Origin of the sequence: Synoicihabitans lomoniglobus, from assembly GCF_029023725.1 — a bacterium.
Classification (GTDB): domain Bacteria; phylum Verrucomicrobiota; class Verrucomicrobiia; order Opitutales; family Opitutaceae; genus Actomonas; species Actomonas lomonigloba.
Window position 1 is genome coordinate 2,675,057 of the sequence record NZ_CP119075.1, and the last position, 17,303, is coordinate 2,692,359.

Here is a 17,303-nt window from a genome sequence, read left to right on the forward strand (position 1 = left end):
GAAATTAATTATCCATGCCTGACGCCCCCCCCGGTTTCCGCTCCCGCTTCTCGGTCGAACGCATGATGCTCATCCACGAGCGCCTGCGCGACGGCGCACCGCTCAATTGCACGCGTTTTGCCGCTGAACTGGACGTTTCGCGCAAGACCATCCAGCGCGACATCGACCACATGCGGGACCGCCTGGGCCTGCCGCTCGACTACGACCGGACCACCCACTCCTACGTCTATACGTCTCCCGTCGAAGCCTTTCCCACCGTGCAGATGAGTGAAGGCGATGCCGTCGCGCTCTTCGTCGCCGAACGCGCCCTCGAACCTCTCCGCGGCACGCCGCTCTACGACCGGCTCAAGTCCACGTTTGATCGTCTTACTTCCGGTCTCAAAGGCACCGTCGAATTCACGCCGGCCGACCACGACGCCGTCTCCTTCGGTCAATTTGGCGAAGGCCGCACCAACAGCGCCGCGTTTGATACGCTGCAAAAGGCTCACGACCAGCAACGCGAGGCGACGTTTGCCTACAAAAAACCCAACAGCGCCGAGGCCGAAACCCGCCGCGTGCGTCCCTATCACCTCACTCACCGCGAAAACCTCTGGTATCTCGTCGGCCACGATGTCGATCGCGATGCCATCCGCACTTTTGCCCTGCCCCGCATGAGCACCGTGAAACTCACGCGCAAACGGTTCGAACTGCCCACGGATTTCACCCCCGACACCTACTTTGCCTCCGCGCTCGGAGTCGTGAGCGGCCAGGGGGACTATGACATCCACATTCGTTTCACGGCCGCCGTCGCCGAGCGCATCGCCGAACGCGACTGGCACGAATCCCAACGGCTCACGCCTCGCCCCGACGGTTCGGTCGACCTCCACCTGCGCTTGGGCTCTCTCATCGAAATCGAACGCTGGGTGCTCGGCTGGGGCGCCCAGGCCGAAGTCCTCGCGCCGCCCGAACTGCGCACCCAACTCACCGCCACCACCATCGCCATGGCCCACCGTTACGCGCCCTGATCGCTCATGCTCCGACCCGCGGCTTGCGAGCCTCCGCCGTTGCTCCCAATATGCCTCCTTCTGCTTACCCCCCACTGCCCCATGCCCCTCGCACGCCGTCTGTTACTCCTCGCCGCCATGACCCTCGCGCTGACCATCCCAGCCTCCGCCGCCCCGGATGAGGATCCGTGGTCGGCCATCGATGCACGCCCCAATCCCGCGTGGTGGGGCGAGGCCAAGTTTGGCCTGTTCATCCATTGGGGGCCCTACGCCGTGCCCGCCTTTTCGGCCCAAAACGAATACGCCGAATGGTATTGGAAAGCGCTCATGGACGAGTCCGTCGGCCACCATGCCATCGTAAAATCCTTTCACGCCGCCAACTATGGCGCCGACTTCGACTACCAGGATTTCGCCCCGGATTTCACCGCCCAGCTCTTCAACCCGCAGGACTGGGCCGACCTGTTCGTGCGATCCGGCGCTCGTTACGTCGTGCTGACCTCCAAACACCACGACGGCTTCGCCCTCTGGCCCAGTGCCGACGCCTCGCGCACCTGGAATCGTCCTTGGAACGCGGTCGAAATCGGGCCGCAACGCGATGTGCTCGGCGATCTCGCCGCCGCCACGCGCGACGCCGGCCTGAAATTCGGGATCTATTTCTCCCTCTACGAGTGGTTCAACCCACTCTACCAAGCCGATCCGGACCGCTTCGTCTCCGAGCACATGATCCCCCAGTTCAAAGACGTCGTGAATCGCTATCACCCGTCAGTAATCTTCGCCGATGGTGAGTGGGAACACCCGGCCGCGCTCTGGCACTCGACCGAAATGCTCGATTGGCTTTTTCACCACTCGCCCTCCGCCGCCGATGTCGTGGTCAACGACCGCTGGGGCAAGGAAACCCGTCACGCGCATGGCGGGTATTTCACCACTGAATACGGATCCGGCATGGCCGATGCCACCCACCCGTGGGAGGAAAACCGCGGCATGGGTCACTCCTACGGTTACAGTCGCACCGAAAACCTGGCCGACTACACGACAGGTCGGGAGTTCGTTCTCATGCTCGCCGACATCGTCAGTCGCGGCGGCAACTTCCTGCTAAACATCGGTCCCACCGCCGATGGTCGCATTCCCGTCATCATGCAGCAACGTCTCACCGAAATCGGCGACTGGTTGTCCATCAATGGCGAGGCCATCTACGGCACCACCCCATGGAAACGATCCACCCAATGGAGTGCCGGGATTATTCGCGATTCGGAGCGCGGCCAATACAAGTCCGGCTACGACATCCTTAAACTCACTGTCGCACCCGACCCCGGTCAGGCCGTGAAGGAAGTTCTGTTCACGCGCAAGGGCACTGACCTCTTCGCGATTTGTCCGGTGCTGCCTGCCGCGACCTTACGTCTGCGCGATGTGGCCGCCCCCGCCACCACCGTCGTAACCCTGCTCGGCAACGGCACGGCACTGAGTTGGCAAACCGATGGCGACGACCTTTTGATCGACATGCCCGCCATCGACGTCTCTCGCGACGGCGGCCGAGCCGCCTACGTGTTCAAACTCGCCGGCGCACTTACCCCCTAAAAAACCCGCGCCGGTTCGGGCGCGGGTTCGAAAACTAAAAAAACGGGTCGGAACGATCTGCTTAGCCCAACACCTCGGCCGGATCGAAGAAACGATCGGTCTCGATTTGCGCATTCTCGTCGCTGTCGGACGCGTGGCAGACGTTGATCATCATGTTCTCGCCGAGGTCACCACGAATCGTGCCGGCCGGAGCCTTGGTGGAGTCGGTCGGACCGAGCAGGTCGCGAACCTTGGCCACCACGCCCTCGCCCTTGAGCACGGCCACGATCACCGGACGCGAGCCCATGAATTCGGCGATCTCCGGAAAGAACGGCTTGTCGGCCACGTGCGCATAATGCTCACGAAGTTTCTCGGGCGTGAGCTGGATCATCTTCGCCGCAGCGATAGAGAAACCCGCAGATTCGAAGCGCGCGAGCACCTGTCCCACGAGGCCCTTGGCCATACAGTCCGGCTTAAAGATAACGAATGTCTTGTCCATAAAGGGGCGCACTCAACCGCTTCCGGCGGCGTATGAAAAGCCTCATTTTCCCTCCAATTTCACCTCATCATGGCCGGAAATCAAAAATATGTGGGCAACATCTGCCCTCGCCTTCCTCCCGCACGCTGCCAATCGCGATGATCAGTGTCTTTCCAGCGTCTTGGCGATTTCGCGGGCCAGCGCCAACCCCGACGTCGCCGCGCCTTCCACCCGTGGTCCGCCGAAACTATCCCCGCAAAAGCCGAGCGCCATGTCGGACAACCACACACATTTTTGCGGATGCGTGTGCGCCGGCTCGCTGAACCGCCACCGGTGCAATGCCCGCGCCGTCACCACCGCCTCCCCGAGCAACGGCCGCAGCGCCGGGATGACTTTTTCAAACACTTCCGCTTCGGACGCACTGTAATGCGCCCCGGAAAACTCACGGCTGAGATGAACCGTGATCGCAGCCGGCGCACTCTGCGCCACGCCTTTGGCCACGTTATCCACCACCCACCGGAACGGACCGTCCGCAAATTCCTGCCCCTCCGGCGGCACCGCCGAAGGACGGTCCAGGATCAGCATCAGCGCCAGACAAGGATGATAGACGCACTGCTCCAACGCACTTCGGGTCGCCGACGGCAACGTCACCGCGCCCACATCCAACATCGCCAAGCTCTGCGGCACCGGTGACGACATCACCAGCCGCTCCGCCCGGATCAACTCCTCCCCCTCCACATCGATTTCCCAACAACCACAACGATGTCGTTTCACCGCCGCCACTTTGTGCGACAAGCGCACATTGACCGATTTGGCCAACGCCTTGGCGAGTCCGGTCATACTCGGACAAGCGATCCAACGATCCGACTCGGCTCCGCCCCACCGCGCCGTTGCACCGCATCCCGACCAACACTCCACCAGCGCTTCAAAATACTCGTCGCGCACCGTAAAAAACTGCGCGCCTTGATCGAACACCGCATTGCCCACGCGCTTGGTCGACATGCGACCGCCCACCCCGCGACTCTTTTCCAACACGATCACCTTGGCTCCGCGCGCGGTCAATTCGCGGGCCAGCAACAGCCCCGAAATGCCTGCACCGATGATGACGGTCGTGTTGTTCATGGTTGAGTCGAGGACTTACCGAGCACGTGACGCAGCCCTTTCTCAAGTGTCGGGTGCAGAAAACTTATGCCCGTATCGGCCAAAACGGCGGAATGCGCCCGCGTGCTCGCCAACAGAGCCTCATCCGCCATCTGCCCGAAAGCGAGCCGCAGCACGCCCCCCGGCGCCGACAACATCGCCGGCCGGTTCAATACCGCGCCCAGCACGTTCGCGAGATCGCGCTGCCGCACGGGTTCGGACGCGACCACGTTGACCGGCCCGCGAATGTCATCGGTCTCGATCACGTGTCGACACACCCGCAGCCAGTCGTCGAGCGTGACCCAGCTCTGCCAATGCCGACCGCCGCCCATCGGCCCACCGAGACCCAGTTGAAAGAGCGGCAACATCTTGCCCAATGCGCCTCCCGCCGGCGTCAGCACCAGCCCCGTGCGCAACTTCACCGTGCGCACGCCGAGCGTGGCCGCCGACTCCGCCTCCGCTTCCCATTCGTGACACACGTCGGCCAAAAAGCCCTCCCCCCGAGGCGAGGTTTCATCGAGTAATGTATCGCCGCGATCGCCATAGATGCCAATCGCCGACCCGCTCACAAACACGCGAGGCAAAGTTGCCAGCTGCCGCATCGCTCCCACCAAGGTCCGCGTGCCTTCGATGCGGCTGCGCCCGATCTGCTCGCGACGTTCCTGCGTCCAGCGGCCGTCGGCAATGCCCGCACCGGCCAAGTGGATGATCGCATCGCACGCGTATTCACTCGGCCAATTCACGGTCGTGCGCACGGGATCCCACGAGATCTCATCCGGCGCTTTCGCCGGACGCCGCACCAGCCGGTCGACCGTCCAGCCCTGCGTGCGCAAAAACGTCACCAGCGCCCGCCCGATCAACCCGCTCGCTCCGCTGATCACCGCCCTGCCCGTGCGCGCGGGAGCAATCTCCAGGTCGGCCTTGGTCACCGCATGCCGATACGTGAACAAACGGTCCAGCCGCGCCGCCACGAAATTGGCCGCTTTCGCCCCGATTTTGCCGCCAGGCAACTCATACGTGATGTCGTCCGTAAGCACGCAACCACCCGCGCCGTCGGACTCGAACCTATGCCGATGCTCCCACTGCGCAAACGGACCGCTGATCTGCCGATCGCAAAACAGTTCGCCCTCACGATAATCAAAATGCTTCACCGTCCAGCTCAGCCACATCGGCCCGATCTTGGACTTCAACTCCACGCGCCCGCCGTCCCGAATACCGCCGCCACTCGCCTGCACCTTCACCTTTTCCCACGGCGGCGTGAGCCGCTCAAACGCACCGTCGCGTTCGTGCCAGGCGAACACCTCGGCGGGTGACCGCGCGATGCGCACGGAGCGTTGAAAACGCTCACTCACGGCCGCCCTCCTTGGCGCAATTCCTGATAGGCGGCCAACGCCGCATCGCGCGCTTCCTTGTGATCGACGATTGGGTGCGGATAGTTCCGCCCCAACGCCACTCCCGCCGCCGTCAGCACTTGCTCCGGGGCTTCCCACGGCGCATGGAGATGCTTGTTCGGCAACGACGCCAACTCCGGCACCCAGCGCCGCACATAGTCGCCGTCGCCATCAAATTTTCCACCCTGCAACACCGGCGCAAACACGCGAAAATACGGCGCCGCATCAGCCCCGCAACCGGCGCTCCATTGCCACCCCAGCGTGTTGCTCGCCAGATCGGCATCGACGAGGGTATCCCAAAACCACTCCGCGCCGCGCTGCCACGGCAGCCGCAGGTGTTTGACCAAAAACGACGCCACCACCATGCGCACGCGATTGTGCATCCAACCCGTCGCCCACAATTCGCGCATCCCCGCATCCACAATCGGATAGCCAGTGCGTCCGTTTTGCCAGGCGCGCAGCAATGTCCCATCCTCATCCGCACGCCACGGAAAGGCGGCAAACTCGTCGCGCAACGGATGCGTCGGTGTGTGGTCGAAATGAAACAACAGATGATACGCGAACTCGCGCCACCCGACTTCCGCCAAAAACACCTGCGCTCCCTTGCTCGCAGGAAAGACGCCCCGCTCCGCGCCCAACGCTGCCACCGCCGCCCAAATCTGCCGCGGACTGATCTCCCCAAAATGCAAATACGGCGAAAGCCGCGACGTGCCCCTAATCCCCGGGAAATTGCGCTGATCGGAGTATTGATTGATCACCTCATCAGCAAACGCCGCCAACGCCTCATGGGCACCGTTTTCCCCCGGTCGCCAACGCTCGCTAAACCCGTCCGCCCAATCGCGACGCGGCAACAGTTTCCACGCGCTCAAATCGTCGCACGTCGGCCACGTCTGCGGTGACCTCAGCGTCGCCGGCAAATCCGGAGTCACCGCCTCTTTTTCTCGTGCGAGACAATGCCGCCAAAACGGCGTGAAAACCTTAAACGGACCTCCCTGTTTGTTACGAATCGTGTGCGGCTCGTGCAGTAACGCACTGTTAAAACTGCGCACCTCCGCACCGTCTTCGCGCAGCGCCGCCTTCACCTCCCGATCCCGTTTTATCGAACCGGGTTCGTAACGACGCGACCAATACACCGCCGTCGCGCCGGTCTCCGCCATGAGTGCGCGCAGCACCTCGATCGCCCGGCCCGCGCGCAGCACGAGTCGACTGCCCTTGCCCTGCAAGGCGTCATCCAACGCCGCCAATGAATGGTGCAACCACCAGCGGCTCGCGCCGCCCAGCGGCCAATCGCCTTCCCCCGCTTCGTCCCAAATATAGACCGGAACCACCGCCCCGCCTCGCGCCGCGGCGGCCGCCAACGCCGGATGATCCGCCAAACGCAGATCTTGCCTAAGCCAAACAATGGTCGGGGATTCGCTCACTTATGACACGAAACGCAGCCGCCCAGTTCATGCAAGTTATCGCGCCGATCCATCGCCATGAATACCCGAAATCCAACCACAGATTGCGCCGAATTCACAGCTACCAAACGCGCGGCCACACCCTCCAACCGTAGGCCGCGAGCTCGCTCGCGCTCTCTTGGTGTGGGGGGGTAAATGAGATTACCCACGAAACACACGAAATACACGAAAACGAAAACTCCGATAACAGGGTATTCCAAAACCGAGAGCTTCGGAGTTTAGGCGCAGATCACGCCGACACTGCGGACACAAGCCCACGACACCTCATCGCCTCCGAACGTAGGCCGCGAGCTCGCTCGCGCTCAGCAGCGTCCGCCAGCGGACAGCTTACCTCGATCCACGCACGCAACCACCACGAATCTGCCTCAACCATCCGCAATTTTCGGCGTTATCTGCGGTGACCAATCACCCCATCAGCTCGGCATAAAACGCCTCGTAGGCCGCCGTCGCCGTCGCCCAGCCAAAGTCCCGCGCCATGCCGCGTTGCTGCACCGCCGCGTAGGCCGAGCGATCACCATGTAGCGCGAGCGCACGCTGCAATCCTTTGCCCACACCTTCGTCGGTCGCTTCAACGAGGATGCCCGTGCCAGCCGCCGGATCGGAGTCGATGTCGGTCACGGTATCGAGCAAACCTCCCACCCGCGTCACCACCGGCACCGTGCCGTAAACCTGCGAATACATTTGGTTCAGGCCGCACGGCTCGAAGAGCGACGGCATCAGGAAAAAGTCGCTGCCGGCCTCCACCAGATGACTGAGATTCTCGTCGAGTGCGCCTTTGTAGGCGACCTTGCCGGGGTGTTCCGCCGCCAGCAGTTGCATCTGCTCCTCCAACGCCGCGTCGCCCGCACCGAGCACGATCAAACGCACCTCCTCCCGCACGAAAAATGCCTGATTCGCCAATACGAACTGCACGCCCTTTTGCTCCGTCAACCGGCACACCATGCCGAAAACTGTTCCGCTGAACTCCGGGTCGAATCCCTGCGAAGCCAGCAACGCTTTCCGACACGCTGTTTTGCCCGCCAGGTCGCTCGCGGAATAGGTCGCCGGCAACCGCGCGTCCGTCGCCGGGTTCCAGATTGCCGAATCGATACCGTTAACCATGCCCACCAAATCCTCGGCGCGCGTTTGCACCACACCATCGAGGCCGCACCCGTATTCCGACGTTTGGATTTCTTTCGCATATTGCGGGCTCACCGTCGTCACCCGATCGGCAAACAACAGGCCTGCTTTCATCATGCTGGCCTGCCCGTAATATTCCACGCCATCGATGCCCATGAACTCCTTGGGGAGGTTCGTCCGGTAAAACGACCGCATGGGAAACAGACCTTGAAACGCAATATTGTGGATCGTGTGCACCGTGTGCATGGCCAGGTTCAGCCCATGCCGTTGCTCGGCCGATCGCAGCAGCAGCGGCAACAACCCCGCCTGCCAATCGTGCCCGTGCACCACGTCCGCATCGATTTCGTAGAGTCGCATAACCTCCACCACCCCCTTGCAGAAAAAGATGAAACGGTGATGGTTGTCCTCGTAGTCCCGCTCCCCGTTGCCATACGGTGCGCGGCGGTCGAAGAACTCTTCCCGGCAAATCAAACAGATTTTCAGGTTTGGTTCCGGCGTGAACTCCCGCACATCACCGGTCATGAACATATCTCCCATTTGGATCCGCAAGCGCCGGGTGCGTTGCAGCAGCGGCGCCACCTCCGGATGATCGAGCACCGCGCGATAGCCCGGCAGGAAGACCGTGACCTCGTGTCCTTTTTGCGCCAATGCTTGGGCCAACGCCCCCACGACATCAGCCAGCCCGCCCGTCTTCACGTAGGGAAACATCTCACTGGCAACGTGAACTATTTTCATCAATCAGGGATCTGCGTAACTCGCTCCCCTGTCCACGCAAAACCTTCCGCGCCCCCGTCGGCGTCGGTGGCCGTTCCGACGGCCATTCCTTCCCCTTTTTTCAATCGTATATGAAGTTCAGTAAATCCCTGCTGCAGCACGTCAGTGCCGCCGCCTACCGCCCCGTCAACGAGACCGAGCTCGGCCGTCAAATCGGCATCAACAAGAAACAGCGCCGCCTCTTTTCCCACGAGGTCCGCCTCCTGCTCGCCAGCGGTGAGCTCAAACTTGTCGCCGGCGACAAAATCACCGCCCCCCACGCCGCCGGCGGCGGCCACGGCGACGGCACCCTCACCGGCAAGCTCCGCTTCCGCACCGGCGGTTCCGCCATGGTCATCATCGATCGCGCCGCCCATCCCGACGCCCCCGAGGTCGTGCAAATCGCCGCCGAAGACGCCGCCAACGGTTTCAACGGCGACGTCGTGCGCATCCAGCTCGACACCCGCCCCAACCAGCGCCGAAACGCCCGCAAACCGCGCGGCGACGAGCCCCGCGGCCGCGTCACCGAGATCATTGATCGCGGCACCGACATCGTTGTCGGCACCCTGCGCCGCGTGCGCAAACGTTACTACGTTTCCCCAGACGATCCCAAATTCGTGCACGACATTGCCGTCGAAGACCCCGCCGACGCCAAACTCTCCCCCGCGCCCGACGAGGGCGACAAGGTCGTCGTGCGCCTCCAGGAGTGGACCAATACCACCCGCGCCCCCGACGGCCGCATCATCGAGCGCCTCGGCCGCCAATGGGAGGCGCAGGCCGAGATGCTCGGCGTGTTCCGCAAGTTCAACCTCGACCCCAAGTTCCCCGCCAACGTCCAGGCCGAGGTCGCCGCGCTGCCCGATCATGTCATGCCGCGCGATCTCACCGCTCGTCTCGACTACCGCAAGATTCCGACGTTCACCATCGACCCCGACGACGCCAAAGACTTCGACGACGCCCTGTCCATCGAGTTTCTGCCCGACGACCAGATCAAGATCGGCATCCACATCGCCGACGTTTCGGCCTATGTGAAACCAGGCACCGAACTCGACAAGGAAGCCCAGACTCGCGGCAACTCCACCTACCTCGTCGGCACCGTCATCCCGATGTTGCCCGAGAAACTCTCCAACGGCCTCTGCTCGCTCGTCGAAGCCCAGGACCGTCTCACCAAAGCCGTCTTCCTCACCTTCGACAAAAAGCGCCGCGTCATCAGCAGCGCCTACGCCAATACGGTCATCCGCAGCCGCAAGCGCCTCACCTACAAACAGGCCTACACGCTCCTCAAGGAAGATGACCTGCAGGCCGCCCGCGACCTGCCGCTCCCTCCCAAGCACCAGACCGGCTCCACCGGCCGCGCGTTAAAATCACTCACCGACAAAGAACTCGGCGACCTGCAGTCGTGGGTGCGCACGCTCTGGTCGCTCGCCTCCAAACTCCGCCGCGACCGCATGAACCGCGGCAGCCTCGATCTCGACATGCCCGAGACCAAGGTCTTCGTCGACGAATTCGGTTACGCCGAACGCCTCGAACTCATCGAGCACGACGAAAGCCATCAACTCATCGAAGAGTTCATGTTGGCCGCCAACGAAGCCGTCGCCCACCTCACCAAGAAGCACAAGCTGCCCTCCGTCTACCGCGTCCACGACGACCCCGACGACGAAAAACTCGGCGAACTCCGCCAGCACTTGGCGACGTTCGGCATCAAAGTCGGCGACCTCACCAACCGCGAAGAAGTCACCAAACTCCTCCGCCTCCTGCGCACCCATCCGCAAGGCCACGTGCTGCGCACCTCCCTGCTACGTTCGCTCAAGAAAGCCGCCTACCGGGCCTCGCCCGACGGGCACTACGGTCTGTGCAAAGGCGACTACACCCACTTCACGTCACCAATTCGTCGATACGCCGACCTTGTGGTGCACCGCATCATCGACCACTACCTCATCACGCAAGGCGGCTGGCCCATGCCCGCCGGTTACAAGTTCAACTACACCCAGGAAAAAGCGGAACGCCTCGGCGAACACCTCAGCATCACCGAAACCAATTCCCAGGAAGCCGAACGCGAGAGCGTCAAAATCAAGACGCTCGAATTCTTCGAGCGCGACCTCGCCAAACGCGAACCCACGACCTTCCCCGCCATCATCACCGACGTGCGCCAACACGGTCTCTTCATCGAGCTGGAGCAGTCGATGACCTTTGGCTTTTTACCCACCCACGCGCTCGGTGACGACTACTACAGCCTCACCGACGACAACACGGCGATGATCGGTCGCAAGACGAAGAAACGCTACGAACTCAACGGCCGCATCCCGGTGCAAGTCGCCAAAGTCGACCGCGTCAAACGCATGATCGACTTCAAGCTCGCCGCCGACAGCCAAAGCGAAACAAGCCCCGCCGAAGGCATCGCCACGACGCTCCAGCACCGCCCGCACCCCAAGTCCAAACAAGGCACCAAACCCAAGCAACGCCCCGGCGCCCAAGCCCACCGTAAAGGCCCCCGCAAACCCGGCGGCAAACGCCGCCGCTAAGGCGTCGTTTAAGGATCAGGTATCAAGCAACAGTCGGCGCCGGTAGGCCGCGAGCTCGCTCGCGCTCCCTCCGTTGTAGGGGCTTCGCTTGCGAAGACCGCGCATCCCATTGAGCGACCACCCCCACATCAACCCGACTAGCAAACCCGGCTGTAAGCAGAAAAGGTAGGGCGGTTTCGCCGAAACCGCCTCCGACCACCATCCAGCTGGGTTCATTTTTGCCCACGTTACACACGAAAGCCGGAATCAAAACCTAGGCATAATCCACCGAAACGAAACCACCCAAAAGAATCCAAAGATTCTGCTCCCCCCTAAGGTGTCTTCGTTTCCGTGTTTTCAGTGTATTCCGTGGGTCAAACCGTCCTGCCCCTCGATCAACACAATCCATGGTCAAATCAACCGATCGGTGGATACCCATCTGTGTTTATCTGTGTCCATCTGTGGTTAGAAAATCCGATCACTGAGAGCTCTGCTATCAGCCACCACGCCGGTTTCATTTTTGCCCACGTTACACACGAAATACACGAAAGCCGGAATCAAAACCTAGGCATAATCCAACGAAACGAAACCACCCAAAAGAATCCCAAGATTCTGCTCCCCCCGAAGGCGTCTTCGTTTCCGTATTTTCCGTGTATTCCGTGGGTCAAACCGTCCTGCCCCTCGATCAACACCATCCATGGTCAAATGAACCGATCAATAGATCCTGATCTGTGTTTATCTGTGTCCATCTGTGGTTAAAAACAAACGCTCCACCTACCCTCGGGGCGGCGTTTCCACAGCACGCCGCCGTTGCAGGTTAACCGCGACGACCCAGCACAAGAGTGCCCAGGCAATACCGGCCGACCACCCCGCCAAGACATCGGTGGGATAATGCACGCCGAGATACACGCGACTCACGCCGACCAAGGCCACGACGAACAAGCCGATGGCGATGAAGTAAACGCGCTCGCGCCGTCGGACCACCAACTGCCCCAGCAGCACCGCGAGCGTGAGATAGACCACCGACGCCATCATGGAATGCCCGCTCGGAAAACTGGCCGAAACCTCCGTTGCCAAATGCGGCACCACTGACGGTCGAGGCCGGGAAAACAATGATTTCAACCCAACCACCAAAACCGCGCCACCTCCCGCCGACGCCGCCACCAAGCCCGCCGCGAACCACGACCGCCGCAGACACAAATAACCCACGACTCCGATCGTCGTAAGTGTGAGCACGACCGTGCTGCCTAGCCCCGTCAGATCCCGCATCACCCCCTCCATCCACCACGGCCCGATGCCTCTCCCCGGATCGGACGAATCGCGCAACAAAACCAGCAAACGATTCTCGGCCGCCAAAAAATCTCCCGCCGCTCCCCGCCACACCAAATAAGCAAACGCCAGCACCGCCGCGCCCCCGACCACCCAAACCCACCGCGACACCGAAAAAGAGCTCCATCCTGCGCGCTTAAAATCGTTCATCCCCCAAACAGACCGCAATTCGCCCCGTCGGTGCGAACGGGGAGAGCCAAGTTAGAAGTCTGAAGTAAGAAGTAAAATCAGAGCCGACGCCTTTCCCCTTCCGTCGGTGTTCCATTCGACGCTCCACTGCGGGTATTTTGTGTCCAGCCATCAGTCAGAGACCTGACCTCTTCTGTCTAGCCGACGTCTTCCGCCTGTCCCTGATCGACAGCCCACTCGCGGCGACTTCGCCTCCCCCAAACCGTAGGCTGCGAGCTCGCTCGCGCTCCCCTCGAACTACCCCGAACTATCCGAGATTTTGCCGCCCCCCTCTCGGCAAAGCTCGACCTCGCGTAAATCCCGGACTTCCTTTGCCTCGAACGACTTCGGCGCTGGCCCGACGAAGCGTTCTTTCGCCCCCCCTGCTTTCATGCGCTTCGTTGGAGAGAAGTCATTTCCAAGAACAAGTGTCTCAGAAGCTCGTTCTCGCTCCTCGACTCGGGTGATTTCGGGCCTCAACTTTCCCAAAAATGGCGAGACGAAGAAGATCCAAAAAAATGGACAAGACCGAGGCTTCGGTTCGCGCCGCGATCGCGCTCATTCTTCTCACCGCCTTTGGCATCGGCGGGATGAAGGGATTCGTTCCGGCACTAGTTTCAGTCCTGTTTTTTCTGTTCGGACTGGCACTCTTGGTCGGCGTCATTTGGTTGATCGTTCGCTCTCTCAAAAAGCGCCCAGCGGCAACCTCAGATATCTCGAAATCTGAACCTTCCGCGCAGTATTCCTCTGCCCTCCAACTGCCAAAACGAGAGAACTCCTCGAATATGCCGCGCGTGGTCTGGACCTCATACGAAGTCGAGCAGGCGCTGGAGAAAATCGACTGGTTCCAATTCGAGAAATTCTGCGAAGCACTTTTCAGCGCGGAAGGCTTCCAGGTTGATCGAAAGGGCGGAGCTCATCCCGATGGCGGCGTTGACCTGGTGGTCTCGAAGGACGGCCTCTCGGCGCTGATCCAATGCAAGCACTGGAAAACCTGGCAGGTGCAGGAAAAAGTCGTGCGAGAACTGCTCGGCAGCATGACCCACTTCGGCGTGCAACAAGCCGCTATTTTTTGCCTGCGCGGTGGGACCGAACCCGCTCGAAATTTTGCCGCCCAGCACGAGATCGATATCGTCGATGCCGCCGAACTCGGAAAACGGGCGGTAGCGATGCTCGGAACCGATTCATTGAATCGGGTGTTGGATTCCCGTTCGAAGCATTGTCCGAAATGTGAGTCTCCGATGGTAGAACGAAACGGGAAATTCGGGCCGTTCTGGGGCTGTAGCCAATTTCCCCGCTGCCGCGGCAAACTGGAAGTCGGCAAAGCGCCCTGAGAGTCCAACCGGACAATACGAAATGCAATAAATGCCCGCTTAGAATAGGCCCGACGCAAATGTTCGTAATACGAACATTTGCGTTTGTAGTGACCGGCTGCTTTCTCGGATTCAAACGGTTTCCACGTGCTCGCGGTATGCGTCCGACAGCAGGCTCATGGCTCGCCGACGCACGAGCACGGGGTCACGCACGAGCACGGGGTCGCACGAGCACGGGGTCGATCCTTGAATCTTGATTAATTGGTGGGCTGGATGGGGGCCTGCAAGGGGGGTGCGCTGGCCTTGATATCGAGTCGTTGACTCTTTCGTGAAACAGGTTTCACGTTTTCGACATGAAGACGATTTCCATTCGCGACCTACGGCAGAAGTGGCCGGCCGTGGAGCGGGGTCTCAAGACGACCGGTGGCATGTTAATCACTCGGGGGAATAAGCCGGTGGCGCGCTTGTTGCCGATCGAGCCGGAGAGCGAAAAGTCACGGAAGCGGTTTGACCCCGCCGCACAGGCCACATGGTTGAAAGCGACGTGGGGCAAGCAGCCGACTGTTCCTTGGGTGGATGCTGCGTTGGATCTTGACCGGGACGATGAGTGAATCCGCCGCCTACATCGACACGAGTTGCTTGTTGAAGCTGTTGTTCCCCGAACCTGAATCAGCGGCCGTGGCGGGGTTGATTGCCGAGGAAGCTGAAGTGGTGGTCTCTGCGCTCGCTCGCGTAGAGGCGGAACAGCAGATCGTGGCGCGTCGGTTGGGTGGATTTTTCAACCTGAACCGACAGCGCAAGGTGCAGACTGAGCTACGACGGCTGCTGGAATTGGATCCGTTCGTCACGCCGCCCAGCGGCGGCACGCTGTGGGACCTCGCATTGAACCAGGTCGCGAAAGCCAAGGTGCAATGCCGCACCCTCGATCGGCTCCACTTGGCCAGTATGGCCGAACTGGGCATCACTCGGTTGATCACCCACGACAAACGTCAGGCCGCAGCCGCACGCGATCTCGGTTTCGAGGTGATCATGCCTGAGTAGGCACGACCTCAAGCCCGAAACGAATTCCGCCCAAATCATTGAAATAAAGTGGCATCGGCAGGTGTTTCACCGCGTTTCGAATCCCCTACCACCTCCAATTTAATTCGGCGCGCTCGGCGAGCACGCCCTACCTTTGGCATTGCAGGTTCGGGAACAAGCGGGCGAATGAGGGAAAAGAGCATTAAAGGCCATTCTTGCCATTTTAGTTAATTTGCACAGGCTGCAGGCATGTCGAAAACCACCACCGCTCCGCGCCCATTCGGGTTTTCTGCCGTCGCTGACATGGCCGACGTCTCGGCCACTGTGCTCAAAAACAAGTTCAGCGAGGTCGTGCGCCTCGCTTCCCGGGAGCCGCTGGCGATTACTCGCCACAACCGGCGTGAGTTCGTGATTCTCACCGCCGAGCGTTACGAAGAAATCCAGCAGAGCCGCCTGGCACCGCTGCAAAGTCTGTCCGCCGACTTTGACCAGATGGTCGCCAAAATGAACACCGCGCCGGACCGGAAGGCCCGGGCAAGTTTCTTCAAGGCGTCAGCGGTCAAGCCCAGCCCGGCATTGGCGAAGTTGAAAAAGCAACGCGCGCATGCCCGCTAAGAGTCGCCCCCTCCCTGCTCTCACGGTGCTCGCCGGTGTCAACGGGGCGGGGAAAAGCAGCATCGGCGGCGAGGCGCTGCAGGCGGCGGGCGCGGTCTACTTCAATCCCGATGAGTATGCTCACCAACTGCGGTCGCGGGAGACGTTGTCCCAAGTGAAAGCCAACGCGATCGCATGGGCCTACGGTAAAGCGAAGCTCGAAGCCGCCATCGCCCAAGGAACTGACTTCACCTTCGAATCCACGCTCGGCGGGAAAACGATCACGAATCTTCTCACCCGAGCAGCCGGGAAAAGTCACCAAATCGATATCTGGTTTGTCGGTCTGAAATCGGTGGACCTTCATCTGCAGCGGGTTGCCAGTCGCGTCGCCCAAGGAGGTCATCCCATCCCGGAGGCCGCCATTCGCCAGCGCTGGATCGGGAGCCACGAAAACATCATTCGTTTGATCCCGCATGTGACTACATTGCGCTTGTTTGACAATTCGCCCGAAGTGGCGGAAGGCGAGATCCCGGACCCCACATTGCTCCTCTCGATTCAGAACGGTCAGTTGGCCTACCCTGGTCCCGATGTCCTTTCCACTACTCCGCAGTGGGCCAAACCAATCGTTGCTGCCGCCTATCGCCATTTTGGTTTGATGGGTTAAACACGTGTTACGAAAACCACGCGGCTGCAACGGCGTTCGCCAGCGAACGCCCTACACTTCTCACCGCAGAACTATGGCGGAAGGAACGTGCGGTTTGATACGTTAGGTTTTGTGGTTTGGGGATGAGCGGTTCACGGTTCCCTTCCCTATGAGCCAAGCCAAAGAGGTTACCGTTTCCTGTCCCCAGTGCGCGCACGCGCAGGCATTTACGACGTGGAGCTCCATCAATGTAGCATCGCATCCGGAAAAGTTGGCGGAGCTGAAAAGCGGGGCCTTGCATCGGTTTGTCTGCGCGGCGTGTGGGAAGCAGACCGAGATCAATTATCCCGTGTTGTATCACCATCCGGCGCGGCGGTGCATGGTGTGGTTGCAGGGGGCTGACGACTCGAACGACGCCCACGGTTTGCCCACTGGAGAAGTGTTGCAAGGTTACCGTCTGCGGGTGGTCCGGTCTCGCAATCACCTCGTGGAGAAAACGCACCTCATCGACCTGGATCTTGATGACCGGATTATGGAGCTCTACAAACTGATCATTCGCGCCAACGACAACCGCCTCTCGACGGGCGATCTGCTGTTCGCTGGACTGGGCACCGGCCAGCAGGGCGTGGCAGAGCTGCAATTCGCCATCGTGAACGAATCAGGCACCCAATTTATCGGAACGCCTCAGGAAACATACGCGGAGTTCGCCAGCCAGTTCATTCCGGTCGTCGATGCCGAGCCGCTGGAACCCGGGCAATGGCACCGGGTCGATGAGGCCTACGCCAGCGGCGTCATCCGTCGCAATGGATTGGGAAATTAAGCAGCGAATCGGGCGCGGTCCGCACGCTGGTTTTTAA

At 61.0% G+C, this 17,303-nt stretch carries 15 protein-coding genes; 9 read left to right on the top strand and 6 right to left on the bottom strand.

The genetic code is table 11. The features are described from left to right. The first annotated feature begins 14 nt into the window (after window positions 1-14). Both PXH66_RS10520 and PXH66_RS10525 read left to right on the top strand, forming a co-directional pair. Entirely contained in the window at window positions 15-1,004 is a 990-nt protein-coding gene (locus tag PXH66_RS10520) for a helix-turn-helix transcriptional regulator (RefSeq protein WP_330928141.1), read from the top strand. An 81-nt stretch (window positions 1,005-1,085) separates the two neighbouring features. Next, window positions 1,086-2,558, top strand: coding sequence for an alpha-L-fucosidase (locus tag PXH66_RS10525; RefSeq protein ID WP_330928140.1), 1,473 nt, complete (start codon window positions 1,086-1,088; stop codon window positions 2,556-2,558). Window positions 2,559-2,619: 61 nt separating this feature from the next. On the opposite strand, the gene ndk is transcribed toward PXH66_RS10525, so the two are convergent. The 5 genes from ndk to glgA form a co-directional block, all read right to left on the bottom strand. Further along, a complete protein-coding gene (gene ndk / locus PXH66_RS10530) occupies window positions 2,620-3,036 on the bottom strand; it encodes a nucleoside-diphosphate kinase (RefSeq protein ID WP_330928139.1) in 417 nt (138 codons plus the stop codon). A 141-nt stretch (window positions 3,037-3,177) separates the two neighbouring features. Continuing rightward, window positions 3,178-4,137, bottom strand: a complete 960-nt coding sequence (locus tag PXH66_RS10535) for an NAD(P)/FAD-dependent oxidoreductase (protein WP_330928138.1) — start codon at window positions 4,135-4,137, stop codon at window positions 3,178-3,180. Continuing rightward, on the bottom strand, window positions 4,134-5,507 hold the full coding sequence (locus PXH66_RS10540; protein ID WP_330928137.1) for a TIGR01777 family oxidoreductase: 1,374 nt from the start codon (window positions 5,505-5,507) through the stop codon (window positions 4,134-4,136). Before PXH66_RS10540 ends, PXH66_RS10535 begins: the two co-directional genes overlap by 4 nt. After that, window positions 5,504-6,967: a cryptochrome/photolyase family protein gene (locus PXH66_RS10545; RefSeq protein ID WP_330928136.1), complete on the bottom strand. Its 1,464-nt coding sequence runs from the start codon at window positions 6,965-6,967 to the stop codon at window positions 5,504-5,506. The genes PXH66_RS10540 and PXH66_RS10545 overlap by 4 nt, the downstream gene beginning before the upstream one ends. Before the next feature lie 444 nt (window positions 6,968-7,411). Then, window positions 7,412-8,860 carry a glycogen synthase GlgA gene (gene glgA / locus PXH66_RS10550; RefSeq protein WP_330928135.1) on the bottom strand — a complete coding sequence of 483 codons (1,449 nt, stop codon included), beginning with the start codon at window positions 8,858-8,860 and terminating at the stop codon, window positions 7,412-7,414. Window positions 8,861-8,970: 110 nt separating this feature from the next. Between glgA and PXH66_RS10555 the strand changes: the two genes are divergently transcribed. Then, window positions 8,971-11,400 (top strand): ribonuclease R family protein, encoded by a 2,430-nt coding sequence (locus PXH66_RS10555; RefSeq protein ID WP_330928134.1) that lies wholly within the window; start codon window positions 8,971-8,973, stop codon window positions 11,398-11,400. A gap of 753 nt (window positions 11,401-12,153) precedes the next feature. On the opposite strand, the gene PXH66_RS10560 is transcribed toward PXH66_RS10555, so the two are convergent. After that, entirely contained in the window at window positions 12,154-12,858 is a 705-nt protein-coding gene (locus PXH66_RS10560) for a phosphatase PAP2 family protein (RefSeq protein WP_330932357.1), read from the bottom strand. A gap of 536 nt (window positions 12,859-13,394) precedes the next feature. On the opposite strand from PXH66_RS10560, the gene PXH66_RS10565 reads away from it, so the two are divergent. The 6 genes from PXH66_RS10565 (at window position 13,395) to PXH66_RS10590 (ending at window position 17,266) form a co-directional block, all read left to right on the top strand. After that, window positions 13,395-14,210 (top strand): restriction endonuclease, encoded by an 816-nt coding sequence (locus tag PXH66_RS10565; RefSeq protein ID WP_330928132.1) that lies wholly within the window; start codon window positions 13,395-13,397, stop codon window positions 14,208-14,210. Between the two features lie 332 nt (window positions 14,211-14,542). After that, the gene (locus PXH66_RS10570) at window positions 14,543-14,800 is read left to right on the top strand and encodes a type II toxin-antitoxin system Phd/YefM family antitoxin (protein WP_330928131.1); all 258 of its coding nucleotides are present in this window, start codon (window positions 14,543-14,545) and stop codon (window positions 14,798-14,800) included. Continuing rightward, window positions 14,793-15,230 carry a type II toxin-antitoxin system VapC family toxin gene (locus PXH66_RS10575; RefSeq protein WP_330928130.1) on the top strand — a complete coding sequence of 146 codons (438 nt, stop codon included), beginning with the start codon at window positions 14,793-14,795 and terminating at the stop codon, window positions 15,228-15,230. The genes PXH66_RS10570 and PXH66_RS10575 overlap by 8 nt, the downstream gene beginning before the upstream one ends. A 282-nt stretch (window positions 15,231-15,512) precedes the next feature. Beyond that, complete coding sequence (locus PXH66_RS10580; protein WP_330932358.1) at window positions 15,513-15,824, top strand: type II toxin-antitoxin system Phd/YefM family antitoxin; 312 nt, start codon at window positions 15,513-15,515, stop codon at window positions 15,822-15,824. Continuing rightward, on the top strand, window positions 15,814-16,467 hold the full coding sequence (locus PXH66_RS10585; RefSeq protein WP_330928128.1) for an ATPase: 654 nt from the start codon (window positions 15,814-15,816) through the stop codon (window positions 16,465-16,467). Before PXH66_RS10580 ends, PXH66_RS10585 begins: the two co-directional genes overlap by 11 nt. 148 nt (window positions 16,468-16,615) lie before the next feature. Continuing rightward, complete coding sequence (locus tag PXH66_RS10590; RefSeq protein WP_330928127.1) at window positions 16,616-17,266, top strand: CpXC domain-containing protein; 651 nt, start codon at window positions 16,616-16,618, stop codon at window positions 17,264-17,266. Window positions 17,267-17,303: the final 37 nt, after the last annotated feature.